Here is an 18,913-nt window from a genome sequence, read left to right on the forward strand (position 1 = left end):
GTTCCTCTCGTTGAAGGAACTCCATGGTCGGATCGCAGCTTCTACCCGCTCAAGACCAATACCTGTCGCGCCATCTCAGAACGAGGCGCCCCTCCCGCGAAGCGGGTTCGTGCATGAGGCGCGAAGCCGCCATCCGCTTCAGGATTGAGAGTAAGCGTTGGGCTGGAGACAGCGCAAGAAAGTGAACAACGCGGCCGACGGCACTCGTCAGAGATGGCGCCTTCGCGCGCGCAGCAATTGGCGATAGCCGCGCTCGACCATCCTCAGCCCGTCGCGCATGAGCCGATACGTCTGGTAGCGAAAAGTGGAGTCATGCCAGTGGGCGGCGCTGACCAGCCGCGGACCGAACAAGGCGGTCGCGACTTCAAAATGGGATGCCTGCTGGGCGCGGCCATCAAGGCATCGCAGCATGTGGCCTAGGCGCCGGCGCTGGGTCGTAGTCAAGCGGGCGTCGGGAACGTGTTGCCTATGGATAGAGCGGATGAACCGCTCGATCGCCTGGAGCCTGTCGTGCGCCATGTCGTCGAGCGGGATGATGGCGGCAAGGGGTTCGCCTGGCTTCGCGTCGTCGAGAAGCGCCAGTTGCGGGCCGACTGGCGAAGAGCGCATGTGAAGGCCCACCTCGTCATGCCGGCCCGTGGCCAGCGAGAAGTCGGAGGCGATGCCCTCTCGCGCTCGCAGATCCGGCGGAACCTCGACAAGGTTCACGACCCCAGGATCGATCTGAGGTGCCCAATAGACCGTCTGCTCGACTGCGGACTGGTCAGGTCTGGCGGCGAAATTGCAAACCCCAGCGCTTGCGGAACGCGCGCATCGCCTTGGCGGAGTGGGAGGCGGCGAAGTCCTGCTGATACTGGGGATTGCGTCGCAGGAATTCCCGGGCAATCACGTCGGCGGCGGCGCCTTTGACGAACGCATATGCCTGTGGGTCACGCCACTGCGATGTATCCGGCTTCATCCGCATCCTTCCCTTCTCAAGGAGTTGATAGGGGGACGCGGCGTTGGGCGAAATCCTTGGATTCCGTCATTGACGAATGAACGAGGAGAGATCTCGGCGCGGAGCAGTCAGGCCGAAACTTCGCGATGCCTACTGGCTTGCGCCTTGCAGTGTCTTGAATGTGTTCGTCCAGACGCGATAGGCGCCATCATCACCCTGGCTCCAGGCACTGAAGGCGCGCCAAGCAGCGAACGATGACGCGGACTGCTCGAACAGCGCGCCGATCGACTGATCGCCGGCGGGCCATCCGGGAGGCTGGTCGCTTATCGCTTCATGCGTGAGGCGCCGCAGATCGGCCAAGGCCGAGCGGATGTGCGGCAGCGGAAATTCGCAAAGGTCGGTGTTGTCAGCCGCCTCCCGAAGGATGACCGCGAGCTTGGCGACCACGCCCGCCAGGGATTGCGCTGGCGTCGCCACAATCTCAGCCAGCAAGCCGTCGGCCTTTTCAGCGTCATCCTGCTCTTCCTTCAGGAAATCAGGACAGTCGCGGTCGGCGCAAGCCCCGTCTCCGCGCCCAATCACTTCGCCGACAGGAGAGAGAGCGCCGCTCGCCAGGAGCCCCGCCTCAGCTTGCTGCTGCCGGACACAGGAGGCCAGCATTCCAACGTGAGCGTCGATCCAGGCAAGGGACAGGACCAGTGCTGGATCGGCCAACGGCGGATCTTCGGTTGCATGGCCAACCAAAGGCTTAGGATGCCCAGCGATCAACGAACTGCGTGGCTTCCGTCCAGGCGTGACGGATGGCAAAGTCGTGGTATTGTCGGAATCAGCCATGATCCGAGCTCCACACAGCTTGGTTTTGGTCAGGTCGGGCACGGGTGTTCGTGCACTCTGCTCGACCGTTTCACCGCAGCATTGGCGAGATTGGAGATCACCCCTCCCAGGCCACATGCGTCGGGAAACGGTGGTGATTTAAATGAACGCAGGCAAAAAATCAAGCCCTATGGCATCAAATGATACTTTTGGTATAGATGAACTTACAAGCGGACAAATGCGAGCCGCGCGCGCTCTGCTTCAATGGGATCAGAAAACGCTGGCGGAACGGTCGAAGGTTTCCCTGGCTACAATCAAACGACTTGAGCCTCTGGCCGGTCCGATAAGGGCAAACAGAGTGACTATTGACGCGTTGCGGCGTGCATTCGAATCCGCAGGTATACAGTTTCTTCCGGAGAATGGTGGCGGTGCTGGCGTCCGCCTCGCCAAACGTTCTGATCAATCATAGGCGAGCTTCCGCGGTCACCGGCAGAAGACGCCTCGCCCGGTACCGGGCGAGGCGTCTGCCTTTTCACTCGCCGTTGCGGCGGCTGGGGCGCGACCAGATGAGGCTGTGGCCCTCGCCTTCCTCGTCGGCGAAGAGGTTGGCGTAGATCGGAGCGGTAAAGCTCGGATCGTCCAGCTTAAGGCCGAGATAATCGCGACCCTCGGTGGAGCGCTTCGACCAGGCGGCGCCGATTTCGGCCTTGCCGACCACCACGCGGTGGCTTGGAGCGTTCTCGCCGCTGGCGCGGGTATCGGGGATGATGCGCACGCCCTTGGCCTGGACGCTGAGAGTGACGATCTCGCCGGTGAACTCGTTCGCATTGGTCTTCTTGAAAGTGCCGATGGTAGCCATTTTCAGTCTCCGTTTTCTCGTTTCCGAGCCCGCACCATGCGACCTCGATGGCGATCGTGAGGCCGAAGGCGACCGCCGCCGCATCGCTTGCGACCGCAGCAAAGCGGAGGATGGCGCAGGCGCGCGTTTCTTGGTTGCGCGAGGAATGGGCTTCGCCCAGGGGAAGAAACGCGCGACGCGCCATTGCGGCATAGGCGGTCGAGGCTTCAGCCGCCCTTCGGCCAGATCAGCCCGTTCGAGAGGTCGTTGGTGCGCTCTGTGAAATGACGGAGGGAGGCAATGGCGGCACTGGCTATCAAGAATGATGAAGCGAACTGCTGGCCGAGATGTCCGCTGGTAACGGTTTGACGTGACTTGAATGAAAGCTTGCGCCCATCCAACCGCACACGGCGAAGGTGCTCCTATGAACGGCCGCAGTACCCCCCGCCGCCTACCGCGCAAACCAGCCAATTCCCGGCCTTGTCAGTACCGGCAAACCCGAACGCGAGGGGAGCCTGCAATTGAGCAACGGCGCGGTTCTAGTCGTTGAGGACGAGCATCTGATCTTGCTTGACGTTGAGTCGGCCCTGGAAGAAGACGGCTTTGAAGTCGTGGCGGCTCAAAACGCGGCCCAGCTATGGCGGCCTTCGACGCCAAGCCGGGCAAGTTCAAGGGCCTCGGCACCGACATAGGCCTGGGCGCGGGCAAATCCGGCTGGGAACTTGCACGGCATCTGCGCCAGGCCAATCCGGCAATACCCTGCCAGATTGTTCCACCTTGCTAACGTTGCCCGCGTCCCGTCACGCCACTGCTCCACGCCAGGCATGGACGAGTTGAAGAATTCCAGCGAAGATGGCATTCGCGAGAGCGGTCAGTGAACGTCCATAACTAAATTCAAACTGAGACACTACTAGGCGGCTTGGCACAAAAGTGATTCTCCGTTCTTCAGAAAATCGCCAATGACTTCAGCCAACCGCGGTCAACAGACGTAGGCAGTGACGCTGCGGGGGTGGTGTAACTCCGTTCGGGCTCCGCCCCTCTTCGTCACACCATCCCCGCCGAGTCTTGCACGGGATGGGTGCCTGCGCTTCGCTGCAGTACTATAAAACGGCGAGTAAGGTCAGCCGCCGTTGGCCGGTGCGGGCGCTGCAGGCGCCGGAGCCGGTGCGGCCGGTGCCGGTGCGGCCGGTGCCGGAGCCGGTGCGGCCGGTGCCGGAGACGGTGCAGCAGGCGCTTCGATTTTCACATTGACGTTGCTTCCACCCCTACCAGGAATGTGAATGGTGCCTGTAAGAAACAGCAGTACGACTACTGCGAGGACCGCCACGACAATCGCGATAACTGTGGTGCCACCCCCACCTCCGCCTGAATTAATAACGGTTGGGCCGTCAGCCATGCTTTCTCTCCTTTTTCAGCTTCAATAAAATCCGTGGGTCCCGACGCAACAGAGCAAAACCGGTGGACGCAATTTAGCTTGCGCCGCAAACACTTCTGTCCTGGGGGGAGCTTGCCGACGAAATCAGCAAGAAATCAGTCGGAGATAACGGACGACGGCGGTTTCAGTTCCTTCGAGGGGGCGATTGGTCACCGAGTGCGCCACAGCAGAATAGCTTCGCGGCGGCTTTCACCCTGTTGCGTCGGCTTTCGGGAGCTTCGGAGGGCAGTCAGAACGACCGAAATGAAGGCGCATAGCTGCTGTTAGTGTTGGGTGGAAGCAGCGTGTCCTTTCGCAAGCGGCGGCGCGAAACACGCCAGCGGTCAGCCCTTACCCACTTGACTCCCATTCTCTTATCAGGTGTTCGAGCAGCATCGGCGCACCGTTCTGTCGGCCGGCATGGTCGCGGTGCGGGCCGCATTCAGCGTGAGGGCGAAGTGGTTCACCTCGTCGCACGGCGCATCACCGACCTTTCCGCAGAATTGGCCAGCGTCGGCGAACGCGAGGGGAGCTTTCCCGTGCCACATGCCCGCGGCGACCAGGTACGCAATGGCGGCTCGGGGCCTGATCCGCGCGAGCTGCCGCCCAAGGGGCTGCGCAGCCGCGACATCTACATCCCGGACCTGCACATCGACAACATCAAGGTCAAGACGCGGGATTTCAGATGACCCAGACTCTTCCCCGGCTCAGGCGTCACCACTGCCTGAAGCGCTATGTTCCGACCATGCCGTGCATCACTTTTTCAGGTAGCTCTTGCGGCCGCTGTCAGTGATGCAGTAGTGGCCGCCGCGGGGTCCGGTGCAGAAGTGACCTCCCCGGCAGTTGCACTCGCTCTCGCTTGCCGGCGCCATCTCGGCCGATCCGCCGCCGATAAGTCCAAGGGGTTGACTGGACGCCCCACCCATCTCCGCCGAACAGTTCTTTTTGCTGGCGCTGACCGAACCGTCGTTGCAAATAAAGGTGCTGCCCTGGCAGTGTGAGATCCCACCCTTGTGACCGCTGCACGGAGTGTTTGCAGCAAAAGCCGGCTGGGCGCCAATCATCGCCAACAGCGCAGCAGAAACACACAGCCTCAACACCTCTAGGAAAGCCCCCTTATCCACCATGCAAAGCTGTAACACTGCCATTGGCAACAAAATAGTGCGCGTCGGGTCAATCTTGCTGGCCGTGGTTCTCGGCACCCACAATGCCATGGCCCTGCCGCTCGCTGGCGTACCGTCCGTTATCGACGGCGACACAATCGAAATCCACGGCACGCGTATCCGCCTCTATGGCATCGACGCGCCCGAAAGCGCTCAGATCTGCTTCGATGGGTCCGGCAAGAAATATCGCTGCGGACAGCGGTCATCCCTGGCCCTCGCGGACTTCCTCGACGCACACCGCCCCACGTCATGCATCGAGGTCGGGAGAGACCAGTTTCGACGCACGGTGGCTGTCTGCACAGCCGGCGGAGTTGATATCGCAGAGTGGTTGGTCAGGCGCGGCTACGCCCTCGACTGGCCGAAATATAGCGATGGCTACTATGCGCAGGCCCAAGCTGACGCTCGAGCCGCGAAGTTTGGAATGTGGATCGGATCGTTTGAGCAGCCTTGGGATTGGCGCAAGAGAATGACCGTCCACTAGCGGGTCGGCGATAGCCCGCCTCAGCACCGGCTTCGTGCATCAGGCTTTTGTCCGTGACCAATTGCGAGACCAACCGCCGCGTCCCGAGCATACGAGGCCAGCTTGGGCGCGCACCGAAATTGCCGACACCAGACAGTCCCATCAACCGACCTGCTCGACGACAAGCGTCCCGGCCGGCAGCGGCCTGATCAGAGATTTGGCGGACACCGATGGATCAGGCCAACTCGCCCAGTCTTTCCGCTCCAGGAACACGATCTGCCGATCGTGATAGGGGGCAATGTCGGGACCCGGTTCCATCGTGAGCATGGTGAACGCTTCACCGACATCATCGATCTCGCGCCAGATCCCGGCGATGCAGAAAACCGGCTCGTCGCGCTTGGTGAAGAGCCACTTGTCCTTGCGCTTCTTGCCATTCGCCGTCGGGTCGGTGAATTCGCGAAACCATCGGCCGGGATGAGGCAGCGGTTCGAGGCGAACTCGCGGCTGTCCGAGCGGAAGTTGTAGACCGGGCGCTTGTTTTGTCCGGGCCAGCTCCACCGGCGCCGAACCAGATCACCCTCGCCGCTCGCGCCGGCGACCGGGCGGATAATCGGCCCTAGATCCGTTATCTTGATGTCCTCGCGCGCCTCAATGTTCGGCACGCCTTCGCTGAAGCGTATCTTGATCTTAAGATCGGCGAAGTCCTCGACGATCGAGGCGACGTCCACCATCAGCCGATAGAGTGCAAGAGTTTTCGATTCCGACGCACCAACGCCGCATCATCATGAGACGCTACGGCGGCGATGTTGAGATGCTTGAATTGCCGTGGGTCTCCAACCCAGGGAACCCGGCGGGCGACCCTTCACGGTTGTCCGCGCAGAGGGCCGATCGTTCCCGAGCCACCGCTGCCTGGTGCCGGCGGCCGAATTCCGGCATCGCAGCCAGGGAAAGAACTACAGCTTTCGCCTCGCAAGCGGTGATTGGTTCTACTTCGCCGGCATCTGGCGGCCAGCGACGCGCGATTGGCCGGAAGCCTACGCAATCCTCACGATCCAGGCCAACGACGATATTGCGCCCTACCATGACCGGCAGATGGTGGTGCTGCGCCGAGACGAAGGCTCGGCTTGGCTCGACATGACGCACCCGGAACACGAAGTCCTTCTCCCCCTTCCAGGAGCAAGTTTTGCGATTTCGCGCCTCCGCCAGGGTCGTAGACAGGCTGAATTTGTGATCTGAAGATTGTAGGATCTTTCAGTACGAAGCTTTGACCCTGGTGAAATGATGTTGCAGGCGAATGGCCCCTGAACGCGGCGCCGGCCCGCGCAAGATCATCCATGTCGACATGGATGCGTTCTATGCGTCGGTCGAACAGCGCGACAATCCAGAACTCCGCGGCAAGCCGCTTGCCGTTGGCGGAGCCGCCGCCCGCGGCGTGGTCGCGGCCGCAAGCTACGAGGCCGCGCCTTCGGCGTTCGCTCAGCGATGCCTTCGGTCACGGCAAAGCGCAAATGCCCCGAGCTGATCTTCGTGCCGCCCCGCTTCGACGTCTACCGGGGCGTCTCTGCTCAGATCCGCGACGTTTTCGCCGAACACACCGATCTCATCGAACCGCTTTCGCTTGACGAGGCCTATCTCGACGTGACGCAGAACCGACTCAACATTGCGTCTGCCACGACAATCGCCGAGATGATCAGGGCGAAGATCCTGCTGGTGACCGGTCTCACCGCTTCCGCGGCATCTCGTACAACAAATTTCTCGCCAAGATGGCATCCGACCAGAACAAGCCAAATGGCCAGTTCGTCATCACGCCACGCCACGGGCCCGCCTTCGTGGAGACTTTGCCCGTCAAGAAATTTCACGGTGTCGGTCCTGCGACAGCCGCGAAGATGGAAGCGCTCGGCATCGAGACCGGTGCCGATCTCAAGGAGAGGTCTCTCCCCTTCCTGCAGCAGCATTTCGGAAAGTCTGGGCTCTGGTACTATCAGATCGCGCGCAATCGACGAACGCGCGCTCGAGCCGGATCGGCCAGCAAATCGATCGGCGCCGAGGACACATTCACAGCCGACATCGTCGTCTCGATGCATCAATCGCCGAAATCAGGCCGCTGGTCGCCAAGGTCTGGGGATACTGTGAAGGCAAAGGCATCCGGGGAAGGACCGTCACGCTGAAGGTCAAATTCGCCGACTTCCAGCAGATCACGCGCAGCCGCACGGCCCATTGAACTCCCAGATTTCGAGGAGCTCGCAACCGATCTCCTGAGGTCGGTATTTCCGCCGCGGAAAGGTATCCGCCTGTTGGGCATCACACTCTCGTCGCTGGGCGATGTGTCGCCGCCGGATCAAAGTCAATTGCGGTTCGAACTGTAGCGCTGCCTCGGGCCGGGGCGCAAAGGACCACCGGCCGCAACTTGTCCGGATCATCGCTGGTGTGGATCGATCTCGCGGACGATCTGGGCGACCTCTCCTTCATACTCGTCGGCCCGCACGACCGAAAGTGTTCCGTCGCCGGCGCGGAAGATGACGATGCTGACCATCAGGCTGGTGGCGAGGCTGAAGGCGAAGGCGTTGGCTTCCATGAGGGACATTTTTCCGGCTCCTGTTCTGGAAGCGAGGAGCGATCCCCGCGTGACAGGCGCCCGATGTGTCCGGCCGAGAGCCGCAATCACCGTGAAGGCAAGGCCGAAACGGCGGCACGCTTTGCGTAGTCCGACCCTTTATGGGTTGATGGCATCAGGCCCTTGGACCGGATCAAGGAATTGCGCCGACAAACGCGGCGATCGGTTCCCTGTTCTCCATTGCAGGACCAGATGCGATGTGACCCTCGTGGTCCGCAGCCTTGCCTTCATCGCCGCCACATCGGCAGGGGCGGTCGTCCGATCAACGCGCCGGGAGCGACTGAAATCAGAGCGGATGATTTTCAGGCGAGTGGACTGGTGGCCCCTTCACGCGGCGCCGAACTTCATCACCGGAATGCCGAGTTTGCGGGCCTTGTCGGCGAGGTTGTCCTGAATGCCAGAGCCGGGGAAATGAATGACGCCGATCGGCAAGGTGTCGAGCATGGCGTCGTTGCGCTTGAAGGGCGCGGCCTTGGCATGCCTGGTCCAGTCCGGCTTGAAGGCAATCTGTGGCACCTTGCGACTGTGAGCCCATTTGGCCGCGATCAACTCTGCACCTTTTGGCGATCCGCCGTGTAGCAAGACCATGTCCGGATGCTTGCCATGGACCTGGTCGAGCTTGGCCCAGATCAGCAGATGATCGTTGAAATCGAGCCCGCCGGTGAAGGCGACTTTCGGTCCAGGTGGCAACAGCACGTGGATATCTGCATGCTTCCTCGCGGCAACGAAGTCCCGGCTGTCAATCATTGCCGCGGTCAGGTTGCGATGGTTGACGACAGAGCCCGAACGCGGGCGCCAGATCGAGTGGGTGTGACGCTCGTAATGCTCGGCGGCCTGGTCGCGCATCAATTCGAAGGCGCTGCGGCGTTCGAGCAGTGTCTGACCTTGGGCGATGAGGCGCTCGAGCTCAACCGACTTGACCTCGGATCCGTCTTGTTCGCGCTGCAGCCGTTGCTGGCAAAGCTCGTTTTCATCGAGCTCGCGTTCGATCCGCTTGGTCGCGCGATGGAACAGATTGACCGTGCCCCACAGCAGCTCTTCGAGATCGGGCTCAAGGCGTGTGTCGGCCATCGCTACCAGGAGAGCGTCGAAGATGTCGGCGATGCTGGCTGCCACGACCCGGCCTTCGGGAAGCGGACGCGGATCGGGTTCATCATCGAAGGGACGGTAGCCGTAGAGCTGAAGCTCCTGCAGGACGTGGTCGATGGGTGATGATGCGGGTTGCGGCTCGAAGTCGGTATCGTGCTCGGTGCTCATGGCGGCTCGCCTTCGGGGGATCGGCCGCGCCCATCGCGGCCTTCATGGCGACGAAGGCGATGGACGGTCCGGACTTGCACCCGAAGCGCCAGCGCAGGGCCGGAACGGGAGTGAAGGATGGCGAAGCCCGGCTATTTTGCCTCGCGATGGAAAGGCCCGAAGACTGGGCCCCGCGCGATCCGACGCGTGGGGTGGCAAGGGCCGCCGGAAAATGGCCGGACGCAGCCATTGCCTGTCCGGACCGGCCGGCGCCCGATCGCCCTCTGGAAGGCCGTGGGCCGGCCCTCGCCTCAGCGAAGGTCCCCCTGCGACCCGAGTCACGCATCGCTGGCGCACCCCTCTTCCCCTTTCCGGTCAGGCCGCCAGCTCCATGAAGCGTTCGACATCCTGCGGCGCGATCTGGACACGCAGGATCGCCCTCAGTGCAGCAGTACCGAGCAGACGCAGATCTTCGTTGAAGTCACCGAGCCGCGGTGTGAGCACCATCGCCTCGATACCGGCCGCGCTGGTGCGTTCAACGAGGGTTGCCACAGCTGTGTCGCCTGCCGGATCATTGTCGCGGGCAATATAGAGCCGCCGCAATGTGTCAGGGAACAGGATTGCGGACAGATGCGCCGCCGACAGCGCCGCGATCGCTGGCATGGTGGGCAGGAGAGAGCGTTGCGACAGCATGGTCTCGATGCCTTCGCCGGCGGCCATGACGTCGTGGCAGCAGCCGAAGCGGACGGCGTGTCCGAGCAGTTCGCCCATGGCCCGCCTCGGCGTGTCGATCGGAGCGCGGCCAAGATTGGCCGCGCTGAATCCGCCCGGATCAAGCCAGGTGCGGTGGGCGCCGGTGAGCTTGCCTGTGAGGTCGGTGACCGTCGCGATCATTGCCGGCCATGTTTCGGTCGGGCCGCGCTCTGGACGGTAATAGCAGCGCGGATGAAACCGAAGGCTCCCGGTTTCATGCAAGGCTGTAATCGCGCGTCCGCGCAGATACGTCTCCACAAGCGTTCCTGATATCGGCTGCGAAATGGAGACCAGCCGCCGCGCCGCTTCGGGAGAGCCGCCGGCAGCGGGAACGGCTTGCTCCCACCGGTCCTTTGGTTGGTTCGTCGTCAGGGGCATCGACAGAAAGCTGCGCGCCTCGGCGCAGACGTCCTTGAAATCGACAAGGCCAAGCGATTCCCGAATGACGTCCAGAAGGTCGCCATGCTCGCCGGTGGCGGCGTCGGTCCATTTGCCTGCGGCGCCCTTGCCGGAATCCGATCCCTTGAGACGGACAAACATCGAGCGCCCCGGCGCATTGCGGGCGTCGCCAACCAGCCAGTAGCGGCCCTCACGGCGGCCATTGGGAAGGTAGCGGCGGCAAACCGCCTCCGCCCGCTGAGCGAGACGGCTTGCCAGTTCGGATGTATCGCGAGGCGGCATCACGTGGCCTCCCTCTCGCTGATACGCTGTATCGGATGACGCTCGATGACCTTGGCAAGAACCGCAGGTCCACTTGCGTCCGCGGGCACGAACATGCGCAGCTTCCAGGAGATGATCTCGTGGAAAAGTCCGTAGGCCGTTAGCCGCTCGCGCATGGTATCGGTGAAGCCCGACAGCTCGATGCGATTGGCGCCCATGACGCGGACGCGGCGCAGATGAAGTCCCTCGGCAAGGTCGAGCATCGTGCGCCCATCTGCAAGGGCGTTGAAGGCATCTGATGCTGTGATCGCGCTGACACCGGTTTCGAGCGCGCCGGCGGCCCATGCGGCCGAAACCCTGCGCCCGATGATGCGCTCCCCCTCGTCGGTCTGGAGCCGATAGACTCTGCTCGATTCGTTTGGAAGTCGCTTCCAGATCGGCAGCAGCAGCCCCGCGACGATGTGGATGGTCGAGTCCGAGAAAGCCGGGACGCTCGCGACCTCGGCACTCCAGGCGGCGGTGAAGGTCTCGCGATCAGCCTGCTGCCAATGACTATCCTCCATCATACGCAGGGGGGCATGGTGTTGCTCCATCGGCCGGATCAGCCGGACACGCCGTTCGCTTTCGCCATCATCGAGCATGAACGATGGCGCGGGCACTTGCACGGCAGCGCGCCCTGAGCGTTCGTTGACCAGCAGGATCGCACGCTGATCGTCGAGCTGGGCGACAGCTTCCTCGACGGGCACGGGTCGGTTGCGCTGGCGCTGATCGATGGTGAGGAGCTGCGTTTCGGCGCCGGTGCCCGGATGGGTGTAGATCGCCCGCCGGTCGGCGACGACGAAGCTCTCTGCTCGCAGCGTTTCGAGTCCAAGATCATAAATCCCAGCCGCGATGGCGCCTTCCACTTTCGCGGTGAGCAACTGCTCGAAAGCCTCGAACAGGATGTCCTGCAGGTCGATGGTGAGCGCCAGCAGTCTATTGAGGAAAGTGGTGATCGGCGGCAACTCGTCCTTTGCCGTTCTCGTCCGTAAGCGTCAGCCCCGTGGTCTGCTCGAACAGCGTGAGTGAGCAGCCCTCGACCTTGCCGCGGACGATCAGCAGGTAGAGCTGGCGCAGCGCATCGCGCGCATAATGCGATTCCAGATTGTCCTCCGGCCGGAACAGGCCTTGCCCGCCGGTCTGGCGCTGACCCCGCGTGATCGCGCCCAGCGTATCGAGACGCCGGGCAATCGTGGAGAGGAAGCGTTTCTCGGCCTTCACGTTGGTGGCGATCGGGCGAAAAAGCGGCGGCTGCGCCTGGCTGGTCCGATGCGTTCGGCCAAGGCCCTGGATGGCGGTATCGGCTTTCCAGCCAGGCTCGAGAAGATAGTGGATGCGCAGACGCGTGTTCCGCGCCGAGAGCTCTGCATGGTAGCTTCGGCCCGTCCCGCCGGCATCGCTGAACACCAGGATACGTTTGACGTCATCCATGAAGGCCTGGGTCTCGGCGAGATTGGCCGAGGCCGCGCGGCCCTCGACCATCAAGCGTTCGCCCTTCCTGACGATGCGTCGCGACCGGCCCGTCACCTCCGCGACCATGCCGGTGCCGAAGCGCTGGACGATCTGGTCGAGCGCGCCAGGAACCGGTGGAAGGCTCGCCAGCTTCTCGAGCAGGGCCGTGCGGCGCGCGACCGCCTCGCGGCTTTCAACGGGTTGGCCGTCACGAAACACGGGCCTCGACGATAGGTTCCCTTCCGAATCCGTGAAGGGTTCGTAGAGTTGAACTGGAAAGGAATGCTCGAGGTAATCGAGCACATATTCGCGCGGCGTGATGTCGACCCGGACATCGTTCCATTCCTGCGTCGGCACCTCCGCCAGCCTGCGTTCCATCAGCGCCTCGCCGGTGGAGACGATCTGAACGACGGTCGAATGCCCGGACTGGAGATCCTGCTCGATCGAGCGGATCAGCGTCGGCGTCTTCATCGACGTCAGCAGATGACCGAAGAAGCGCTGCTTGGCGCTTTCGAAAGCCGAGCGCGCGGCGGACTTGGCCTGGCGGTTCAACGTGCCGCTATCGCCCGTGATGTTGGCGGCCTGCATGGCCGCGTCGAGATGGTTGTGAATGATCGCAAAAGCGCCGGCATAGGCATCGTAGATTCGGCATTGTTCAAGCGTCAGTTCATGCTCGACCAGTTCATACTCGACGCCGTCGAAGGAGAGCGAGCGTGCCGTGTAGAGGCCGAGCGCACGAAGGTCCCGGGCGAGCACCTCCATCGCCGCCACGCCACCCGCCTCGATCGCCTCGACGAACTCCGCGCGGGTCGAGAACGGGAAGTCCTCGCCGCCCCAGAGGCCAAGCCTCTGGGCGTAGGCCAGATTGGCCACGGTGGTCGCGCCAGTGGCGGAGACATAGACGACACGGGCGCCGGGCAAAGCATGTTGCAGGCGCAAGCCGGCGCGACCTTGCTGTGAGGGCGCGACATCGCCACGCTCTCCCTTGCCGCCGCCGGCATTCTGCATGGCGTGCGCCTCGTCGAATATGAGCACTCCGTCGAAACCCGAGCCCAACCATTCGACGATCTGCCTGACGCGCGAAACCTTTTCGCCGCGGTCGTCGGATCGTAGCGTGGCATAGGTTGTAAACAGGATGCCTTCCGGCAACGTGACAGGCCGCCCTTGCGGGAAGCGCGACAGCGGCGTGACCAGCAGACGCTCCATGCCGAGCGCGGCCCAGTCGCGCTGGGCGTCCTCGAGCAGCTTGTCTGATTTCGAGATCCACACAGCCTTGCGCCGGCCTTGCAGCCAGTTGTCAAGAACGATGCTCGCCGACTGGCGGCCCTTGCCGACGCCGGTTCCGTCGCCGATGAAGAAGCCGCGCCGGAAGCGCACGGCTGCCGGCGCGTCATCGGGTGCTGCTTTGACAACATCGAGCGTGTGGTCGACTGACCACGATCCGGCGAGAAACCCGCAATGGGCCTCGCCGGCAAGGATCACCGTTTCGAGCTGGGCGTCGGAGAGCGACCTCAGGATATCGTCGGGCAGAGTTGGGCGATAAGTGGGCTTTGGCGGCGCGACCGACGCCATCGCTGCGGACTGCACCAGCCTGGTCGGGTGCGCCTGTGAGCCAGGAATACGGATCGTCTGCAATCTATAATCCTCGTAGATCGCGTCGGTCAGCCGTGCTCCCTCGTCGGGCGTCCAATCGACCGTCTCGTACGACAGTTCAACGCCGACGGGCTCGGACGGCTGCCGGTGAACTGGGCCTGTGACAGTGCGGGCGAGATAGCCGCGGACCGTCGGTGGAGTGGCGGGAACGACCTTGGCCGCTTCGGCGACCGGCAGCCGCGCCGGAACGTGTTCCTCGATCCAGCTGAGCAAGGTGGTGACATCCGGCGCAACGCCGAGTCCAATCGGGACGAGGGACGTATCACCAGCAGGCGTCTTGTCGATAACCGTCAGCCGGGTCTCGATCGTCGTGCCATGCTTGGCATAGACGGCGCCGCTGATCGTGGCGGTGAAAACGACACGACCATGCTCATCGAGGCGCACGAATGCATCGCGGCACGCCGGCATCTCCGGCCCGAAACTCGCACCGGTGATGGTGACCAGCCGGCCCCCGTCAGCAAGCCGGGCGAGGGCTGAGGCGACATGGCGATAGGCCGCATCTGCGACGCGACCACGCACATTGGCGAGGACTGAGAATGGCGGATTCATCAGCACGACGGTGGGCAAGCTGACGGGATCGAGATGATCATCGATCTGGGCCGCGTCGAACCGCGTGACCGTAAGGGCCGGGAAGAGATTGGACAGAAGGCCCGCACGAGTCTCTGCAAGCTCGTTCAGGACAAGCGAGCCGCCCGCGATCTCGGCGAGGATGGCAAGCAGCCCGGTACCGGCGGAAGGTTCAAGGACCCGGTCGGACGCCGTTATGGCGGCCGCGGAGACGGCTGCGAGGCCGAGCGGGATAGGTGTCGAGAACTGCTGCAGCGCCTGAGTTTCCTCGGAGCGGCGGGTATGCGTGGGCAGAAGGTCCGCAATCCGGCTGAAAAGCGGCAAGGCGGAAGTCACGGAGCCGGCCTTGCGCAGAAGCGACCTGCCGTATTTGCGAAGGAACAGGACGGTGGCGGCCTCGCAGGCGTCATAGGCCGTCTTCCAGTCCCAGGCGCCGCTTGTGTCGGATGCTCCGAATGAGGCTTCCATCGCGGCTCGCAAGACGACGGCATCGACGCGCCGGCCGGATTCGAGGCGGGGGAGAAGACGCAGGGCTGCCGCGTAGACTGGTGCGGCTGGATCGACAGGCGCAGCGGCGGAAGAGACCGGGTTGCCGGTTAATGTCGGAGACAAGAAATTCATCGGAGATCCTCTGGAGAGCGAGACCAGGAAAAACCCATCGGCGCTCTCTCTGACCCGACGGGCTCAACCCGTTCCGGCCGGACACTCACTCTCACCACCGTACGCAGAAAACGCCCGGCACTCTTGCGAGAGCCGGGCGATGGGCGCGGAAGGAAAACGGCCTATTCGGCGGCGTCTAGCTGTTTTTCTCCCTGGTCGACCAAAGCGACATCGTTGTCACTTGCCAGGAATTCAGGCAGAGCTTGATCTTCGTCGCCAGCGTTGGTGTCGACTGCTTCGGCATCACCGTCGACAAGCCGCAGAGGCTCGGGCAGCCAGCCACTATCGGCGAGCAGGCGTTCGGCTTCCTTGGCCATGTCGCCCTTCTTGAGGTGATCGATGAGCTGGGAGGCGCGCTCGCCGGCACCCTCGCGAACGGCTTCGAGGATACGCGCCTTGGTGACGCGGCCGAGATAGTTGCCGACAGTGGGGCGCCATCCGGCGGCGATCATGTCGAGCCCAACTGCCCGAGCAAGGTGATCGGCATCCGCAAGGCGCTGCTGGACGCCGTGCGCCGAGATGGCGCCGTTACCGTAGCGATCAGCCCTTTCGTATAGGGCGTTGACGCCGAAGGATGCGCAATGAGCGAACAGCTCAGTTTGCTCGGTACCCGTCAGTGCAGAGAGCGCGTCCCACAGGTCGGCGACGTCCGTTGGAAGACGCTTTTCCCAGGCCTCGTGGCGGGCCTGGATCGAGCGCGCATACGTCGTATCCCGAAGCCCTTCGGACTGGACCGGAAAGACGGTGCCACGGACAAAGACTTCCATCGCCACGCCTTGCGCGCTGAAGCGAGAGAAAGCGTCACGGACGAATTTGTGAAGCACGGCCAGAAAAGCGATTGCGGGATCGTTTGCGAGCTTGTCGCGCAGAGCCAGCGTGCGATCCGCGGTCAGTTCCATCATGAGCCGATCCGGCAATGGCTTGTTGCTATCCTCCTCATCATCGTCCGGGTCGACCGGCTGGCCACCGATGGTGATGATGGCCCGCTGAACCGAACCCGTCGCCTCGACGTCGGACCCGTCGACGTCGGAATGTTTGCCACCCTCGGGCGTAACCGGCGCCTCATCTTCGGGCTTTACGTAACCGCGCTCCACGAGAAGCGCTCCGTCGGTATCGATGCTGACGAAGACACCCGCACGCGCGATTTCCGCAAGATCGAAGCGAACGGGACGCGCCTCGATCGACTTGACGGCCTTTTCGATCTCGCCAAACCGCTGGTCGACGTCATCCGGCAACTCGTCGGCCTCCTCGTACTGCGCCTGAAGCTTGTCGAACTCTTCACGCAGCGCATCGAGCGTTGCCTGTTCGTCATCTGTGAGTTCGATCGGCGTGCCCTCAAGCTCGCGCAAACCGCTTGTAGCGCCATAGGGGAAGCTCACCGCGACTTCGATCCACTTCCAGCCCTCATTGGCGATCTCGCCGGCCATCGTCTTTAGCTTGCCACTGACGAGCCGTTCAAGCAGCGGGACGTCTTGCAGCCACCCGCCATCATCAGACTGGAACAGATCGCGCAGCACTTCGCCGCCTGCCGCCTCATAGCTTTCGAGGCCGACGAACACGGCCCGCTTGTCGGATGCACGAACCGTCCCTTCCGTCAGCATCCGGCGGATCTGGTAGGGTTCCTTCGACCAGCTGTTCTTGATCGCGTCCCAGACCTGCTCCTGTCGGGTGTGGTCGCTGCTAACGGAGAATGCCTCGAGCTGAGCGATCGTCATGCCGTCATCGGCGTAAACGTCGAGAAGCGCCGGCGATACGGTTGTGAGCTTGAGACGTTGCTTGACGATGTTGACCGAGATGAAGAAGGCGACTGCGATCTCCTCCTCCGACATGCCCTTGTCGCGCATATCCTTGAACGCGCGGTACTGGTCGAGAGGATGAAGCGGAGCGTGTTCAATGTTCTCGGCAAGAGAGATCTCCGCGGCGGCTATCGGACCGGACGAATTTCCCACGACACAGGGAACGGACGCGGTCTTCGCGAGACGTTTCTGGTTCACAAGCATCTCGAGCGCGCGATAGCGGCGCCCACCGGCGGGGACCTCGAACATTCCGGTCTCCTCGCCGCCGGCATCGAGCACGGGACGAACATGAATGCTCTGGATGAGACCGCGGCGGGCGATCGAGGCCGCGAGTTCCTCTATTGAGACGCCGGCCTTGATATGTCTGACATTGGTCTGGGCGAGCACCAGCTTGTTGAAAGGAATATCGCGCGAAGGCGACAGGGTGATCTTCTGAGCAGCGTTGGCCATCAAGGTTTCTCCACGACGGGCCGCCGAGAGCCTCTCTCTCGGCCTTGAACCCGTCACGAAATCCCTCCAACCCTCTCCCTCTCCTACCAGCACGAGCCGGCACGCCGTTGTTCGACAACCGAGCCGGCACCGCGCGCACGCTTGGAAAGGCTTGTGGCCGTCAACGCGGTTTCCGCATGACCGATAACGAGAGGCGATCGATGAAACGCGGCTAGCACTTGATACCTATGCCGATCGGCAGGGCCGCCGCGTGCAATCCGGAGGCGGAACCCTGTGAATTCAAGGCAGCCGGTCCGTGATCGACGGGACCGCGCTTGCTCTGGTCGCGTCAACGAAGGTTATGCTGCCCTTCTATCGTTGGCCGCGTCCGCCTCGATGGATGCTCCGACCTCTTCCGGCAGATGGCCAAGAAGCCACTCCGCTGCCTTGCTGGCCTGGCTGGCGGCACGAACGATGGCGCGACTGTCCTCGCGCAGAACCTCCAGCCATGAGCCGATATAATCCGAATGCCGAACCGTGGGTACGATGCCCAAGGCCGCGCAGCAGAAGGCCGCGTTGATCTCTGCCACGAGCTCTTCGAACGCATATTTTCTGGAGGCGGTAGAGCCGGAGAATTTGCGATCCAGGCGTGAACTGTGACCAGTGGCATGTCCAAGCTCATGCAAGGCTGTCCGATGCCAATTGATCGGCTCGAAGAAAGCTTGGGGCGGCGGCACCTGGATATAATCGTGGGCAGGCACATAGAACGCCCTGTCGCCGCCAATACGGAAGTCGATACCGGTGGCCTTGATCAGCGCCTCGACCCGCGGTTCGATCGGGCTTGCCACCGACAGCGGGGCCGAAGCTGCGACTTCGTCAGGTAGTCCTTCACATTGCTCGACGTTGAAAACGGTGAAGCGCTTGAGGAACGGTATGGCTTGAGCATCCTCGCCCGTCTCGCGAGCGCGCTTCTTCTCGTGATCCGGGACAAAACGATCGGCATAGACGACCGTTATCCCGTGCTCTCCTCTGCGGACGTTCCCGCCGAGCGCGAACGCCTGTCGATAGGTTATCCAATTCTGGGTTGGGAACCCGTGTTCGACGACAGCACCCCAGAGGATAAGTACGTTGATCCCGCTGTACGTGCGATGCGTGCTGGCATTCCGCGGCAGGGAAAGCGACGCTTTTATCGCAGACGTCCCCCATGGCTGAACCCAAGGAAAACGACCCGCTTCCAGCTCGGCAATTATCTTGCCAGTGATCTCGTCGTAGAGGTTCGGCCGGTCGGCGACGGCATGCGTTCGATTGGTCCGGACAGACATCGCGGTTCTCCGCCACGGGCGCCGAAGGCCTCTCCTTCCGCTTTCAACCCGTCGCGAAAACCCGCCCCTCCTCTGACTCTCCGTCGGGAGAGCCCCTGCTCTCCCGA

General features: G+C 62.8%; 16 protein-coding genes and 5 pseudogenes. 9 read left to right on the forward strand and 12 right to left on the reverse strand.

All coding sequences use genetic code 11. The features are described 5' to 3' along the window. Positions 1-207: 207 nt before the first annotated feature. The 3 genes from JQK88_RS31555 to JQK88_RS31565 form a co-directional block, all read right to left on the reverse strand. Positions 208-708: a DUF2285 domain-containing protein gene (locus JQK88_RS31555; RefSeq protein WP_192250514.1), complete on the reverse strand. Its 501-nt coding sequence runs from the start codon at positions 706-708 to the stop codon at positions 208-210. Positions 709-763: 55 nt separating this feature from the next. After that, positions 764-958, reverse strand: a complete 195-nt coding sequence (locus tag JQK88_RS31560) for a transcriptional regulator domain-containing protein (protein WP_203280538.1) — start codon at positions 956-958, stop codon at positions 764-766. Between the two features lie 129 nt (positions 959-1,087). Then, positions 1,088-1,771, reverse strand: coding sequence for a Y4oE-related protein (locus JQK88_RS31565; RefSeq protein WP_246501523.1), 684 nt, complete (start codon positions 1,769-1,771; stop codon positions 1,088-1,090). Positions 1,772-1,913: 142 nt separating this feature from the next. On the opposite strand from JQK88_RS31565, the gene JQK88_RS31570 reads away from it, so the two are divergent. After that, the gene (locus JQK88_RS31570; RefSeq protein ID WP_246501522.1) at positions 1,914-2,219 is read left to right on the forward strand and encodes a helix-turn-helix domain-containing protein; all 306 of its coding nucleotides are present in this window, start codon (positions 1,914-1,916) and stop codon (positions 2,217-2,219) included. Positions 2,220-2,282: 63 nt separating this feature from the next. Here JQK88_RS31570 and JQK88_RS31575 read toward each other — a convergent pair whose 3' ends face one another. Then, positions 2,283-2,609: a DUF736 domain-containing protein gene (locus JQK88_RS31575; protein WP_192250507.1), complete on the reverse strand. Its 327-nt coding sequence runs from the start codon at positions 2,607-2,609 to the stop codon at positions 2,283-2,285. Positions 2,610-3,225: 616 nt separating this feature from the next. Between JQK88_RS31575 and JQK88_RS31580 the strand changes: the two genes are divergently transcribed. From JQK88_RS31580 to JQK88_RS36575, 3 genes are all read left to right on the forward strand, one after another. Beyond that, positions 3,226-3,372 carry a hypothetical protein gene (locus JQK88_RS31580; RefSeq protein WP_203280539.1) on the forward strand — a complete coding sequence of 49 codons (147 nt, stop codon included), beginning with the start codon at positions 3,226-3,228 and terminating at the stop codon, positions 3,370-3,372. Between the two features lie 290 nt (positions 3,373-3,662). After that, complete coding sequence (locus JQK88_RS31585) at positions 3,663-3,839, forward strand: hypothetical protein (protein ID WP_203280540.1); 177 nt, start codon at positions 3,663-3,665, stop codon at positions 3,837-3,839. 621 nt (positions 3,840-4,460) lie between these two features. Then, on the forward strand, positions 4,461-4,691 hold the full coding sequence (locus JQK88_RS36575; protein ID WP_312037365.1) for a DNA polymerase: 231 nt from the start codon (positions 4,461-4,463) through the stop codon (positions 4,689-4,691). Between the two features lie 66 nt (positions 4,692-4,757). Here the strand turns inward: JQK88_RS36575 and JQK88_RS31595 are convergent, their stop codons facing one another. After that, positions 4,758-5,216, reverse strand: a complete 459-nt coding sequence (locus tag JQK88_RS31595) for a YdcA family protein (protein ID WP_246750127.1) — start codon at positions 5,214-5,216, stop codon at positions 4,758-4,760. Between JQK88_RS31595 and JQK88_RS31600 the strand changes: the two genes are divergently transcribed. Further along, the gene (locus JQK88_RS31600; protein ID WP_246750128.1) at positions 5,215-5,646 is read left to right on the forward strand and encodes a thermonuclease family protein; all 432 of its coding nucleotides are present in this window, start codon (positions 5,215-5,217) and stop codon (positions 5,644-5,646) included. The two genes, JQK88_RS31595 and JQK88_RS31600, sit on opposite strands and share 2 nt — an antisense overlap. 141 nt (positions 5,647-5,787) lie before the next feature. Here JQK88_RS31600 and JQK88_RS31605 read toward each other — a convergent pair. Further along, a pseudogene (locus JQK88_RS31605) lies at positions 5,788-6,356 on the reverse strand (SOS response-associated peptidase family protein). Between the two features lie 80 nt (positions 6,357-6,436). Between JQK88_RS31605 and JQK88_RS31610 the strand changes: the two are divergent. From JQK88_RS31610 to JQK88_RS37625, 4 genes and pseudogenes are all read left to right on the forward strand, one after another. Beyond that, positions 6,437-6,861 (forward strand): annotated as a pseudogene (locus tag JQK88_RS31610) (SOS response-associated peptidase family protein). Between the two features lie 106 nt (positions 6,862-6,967). Beyond that, a pseudogene (locus JQK88_RS37615) lies at positions 6,968-7,302 on the forward strand (Y-family DNA polymerase); the annotation flags it as partial. A gap of 86 nt (positions 7,303-7,388) precedes the next feature. Further along, positions 7,389-7,793 carry a DNA polymerase thumb domain-containing protein gene (locus tag JQK88_RS37620; protein ID WP_376740479.1) on the forward strand — a complete coding sequence of 135 codons (405 nt, stop codon included), beginning with the start codon at positions 7,389-7,391 and terminating at the stop codon, positions 7,791-7,793. Next, positions 7,712-7,991: pseudogene (locus JQK88_RS37625) on the forward strand (DinB/UmuC family translesion DNA polymerase). The gene JQK88_RS37620 and the pseudogene JQK88_RS37625 overlap by 82 nt, the downstream one beginning before the upstream one ends. A gap of 50 nt (positions 7,992-8,041) precedes the next feature. Here the strand turns inward: JQK88_RS37625 and JQK88_RS31620 are convergent. The 6 genes and pseudogenes from JQK88_RS31620 to JQK88_RS31645 all read right to left on the reverse strand — a co-directional run bounded on the left by JQK88_RS31620 (position 8,042) and on the right by JQK88_RS31645 (position 18,806). Continuing rightward, a complete protein-coding gene (locus tag JQK88_RS31620) occupies positions 8,042-8,209 on the reverse strand; it encodes a hypothetical protein (RefSeq protein ID WP_192250495.1) in 168 nt (55 codons plus the stop codon). A gap of 357 nt (positions 8,210-8,566) precedes the next feature. Next, on the reverse strand, positions 8,567-9,496 hold the full coding sequence (locus JQK88_RS31625) for a DUF2493 domain-containing protein (protein WP_203280542.1): 930 nt from the start codon (positions 9,494-9,496) through the stop codon (positions 8,567-8,569). A 354-nt stretch (positions 9,497-9,850) separates the two neighbouring features. Continuing rightward, complete coding sequence (locus tag JQK88_RS31630) at positions 9,851-10,909, reverse strand: DUF7146 domain-containing protein (protein ID WP_192250490.1); 1,059 nt, start codon at positions 10,907-10,909, stop codon at positions 9,851-9,853. Further along, positions 10,909-15,220: pseudogene (locus JQK88_RS31635) on the reverse strand (strawberry notch-like NTP hydrolase domain-containing protein). Before JQK88_RS31635 ends, JQK88_RS31630 begins: the two are co-directional and overlap by 1 nt. A gap of 161 nt (positions 15,221-15,381) precedes the next feature. Then, positions 15,382-17,505: a ParB/RepB/Spo0J family partition protein gene (locus tag JQK88_RS31640; protein WP_203280543.1), complete on the reverse strand. Its 2,124-nt coding sequence runs from the start codon at positions 17,503-17,505 to the stop codon at positions 15,382-15,384. A 338-nt stretch (positions 17,506-17,843) separates the two neighbouring features. Then, entirely contained in the window at positions 17,844-18,806 is a 963-nt protein-coding gene (locus tag JQK88_RS31645) for an ArdC family protein (RefSeq protein ID WP_192250481.1), read from the reverse strand. Positions 18,807-18,913: the final 107 nt, after the last annotated feature.

Origin of the sequence: Mesorhizobium caraganae, assembly GCF_016836705.1 — a bacterium.
Taxonomy (GTDB): domain Bacteria; phylum Pseudomonadota; class Alphaproteobacteria; order Rhizobiales; family Rhizobiaceae; genus Mesorhizobium; species Mesorhizobium caraganae.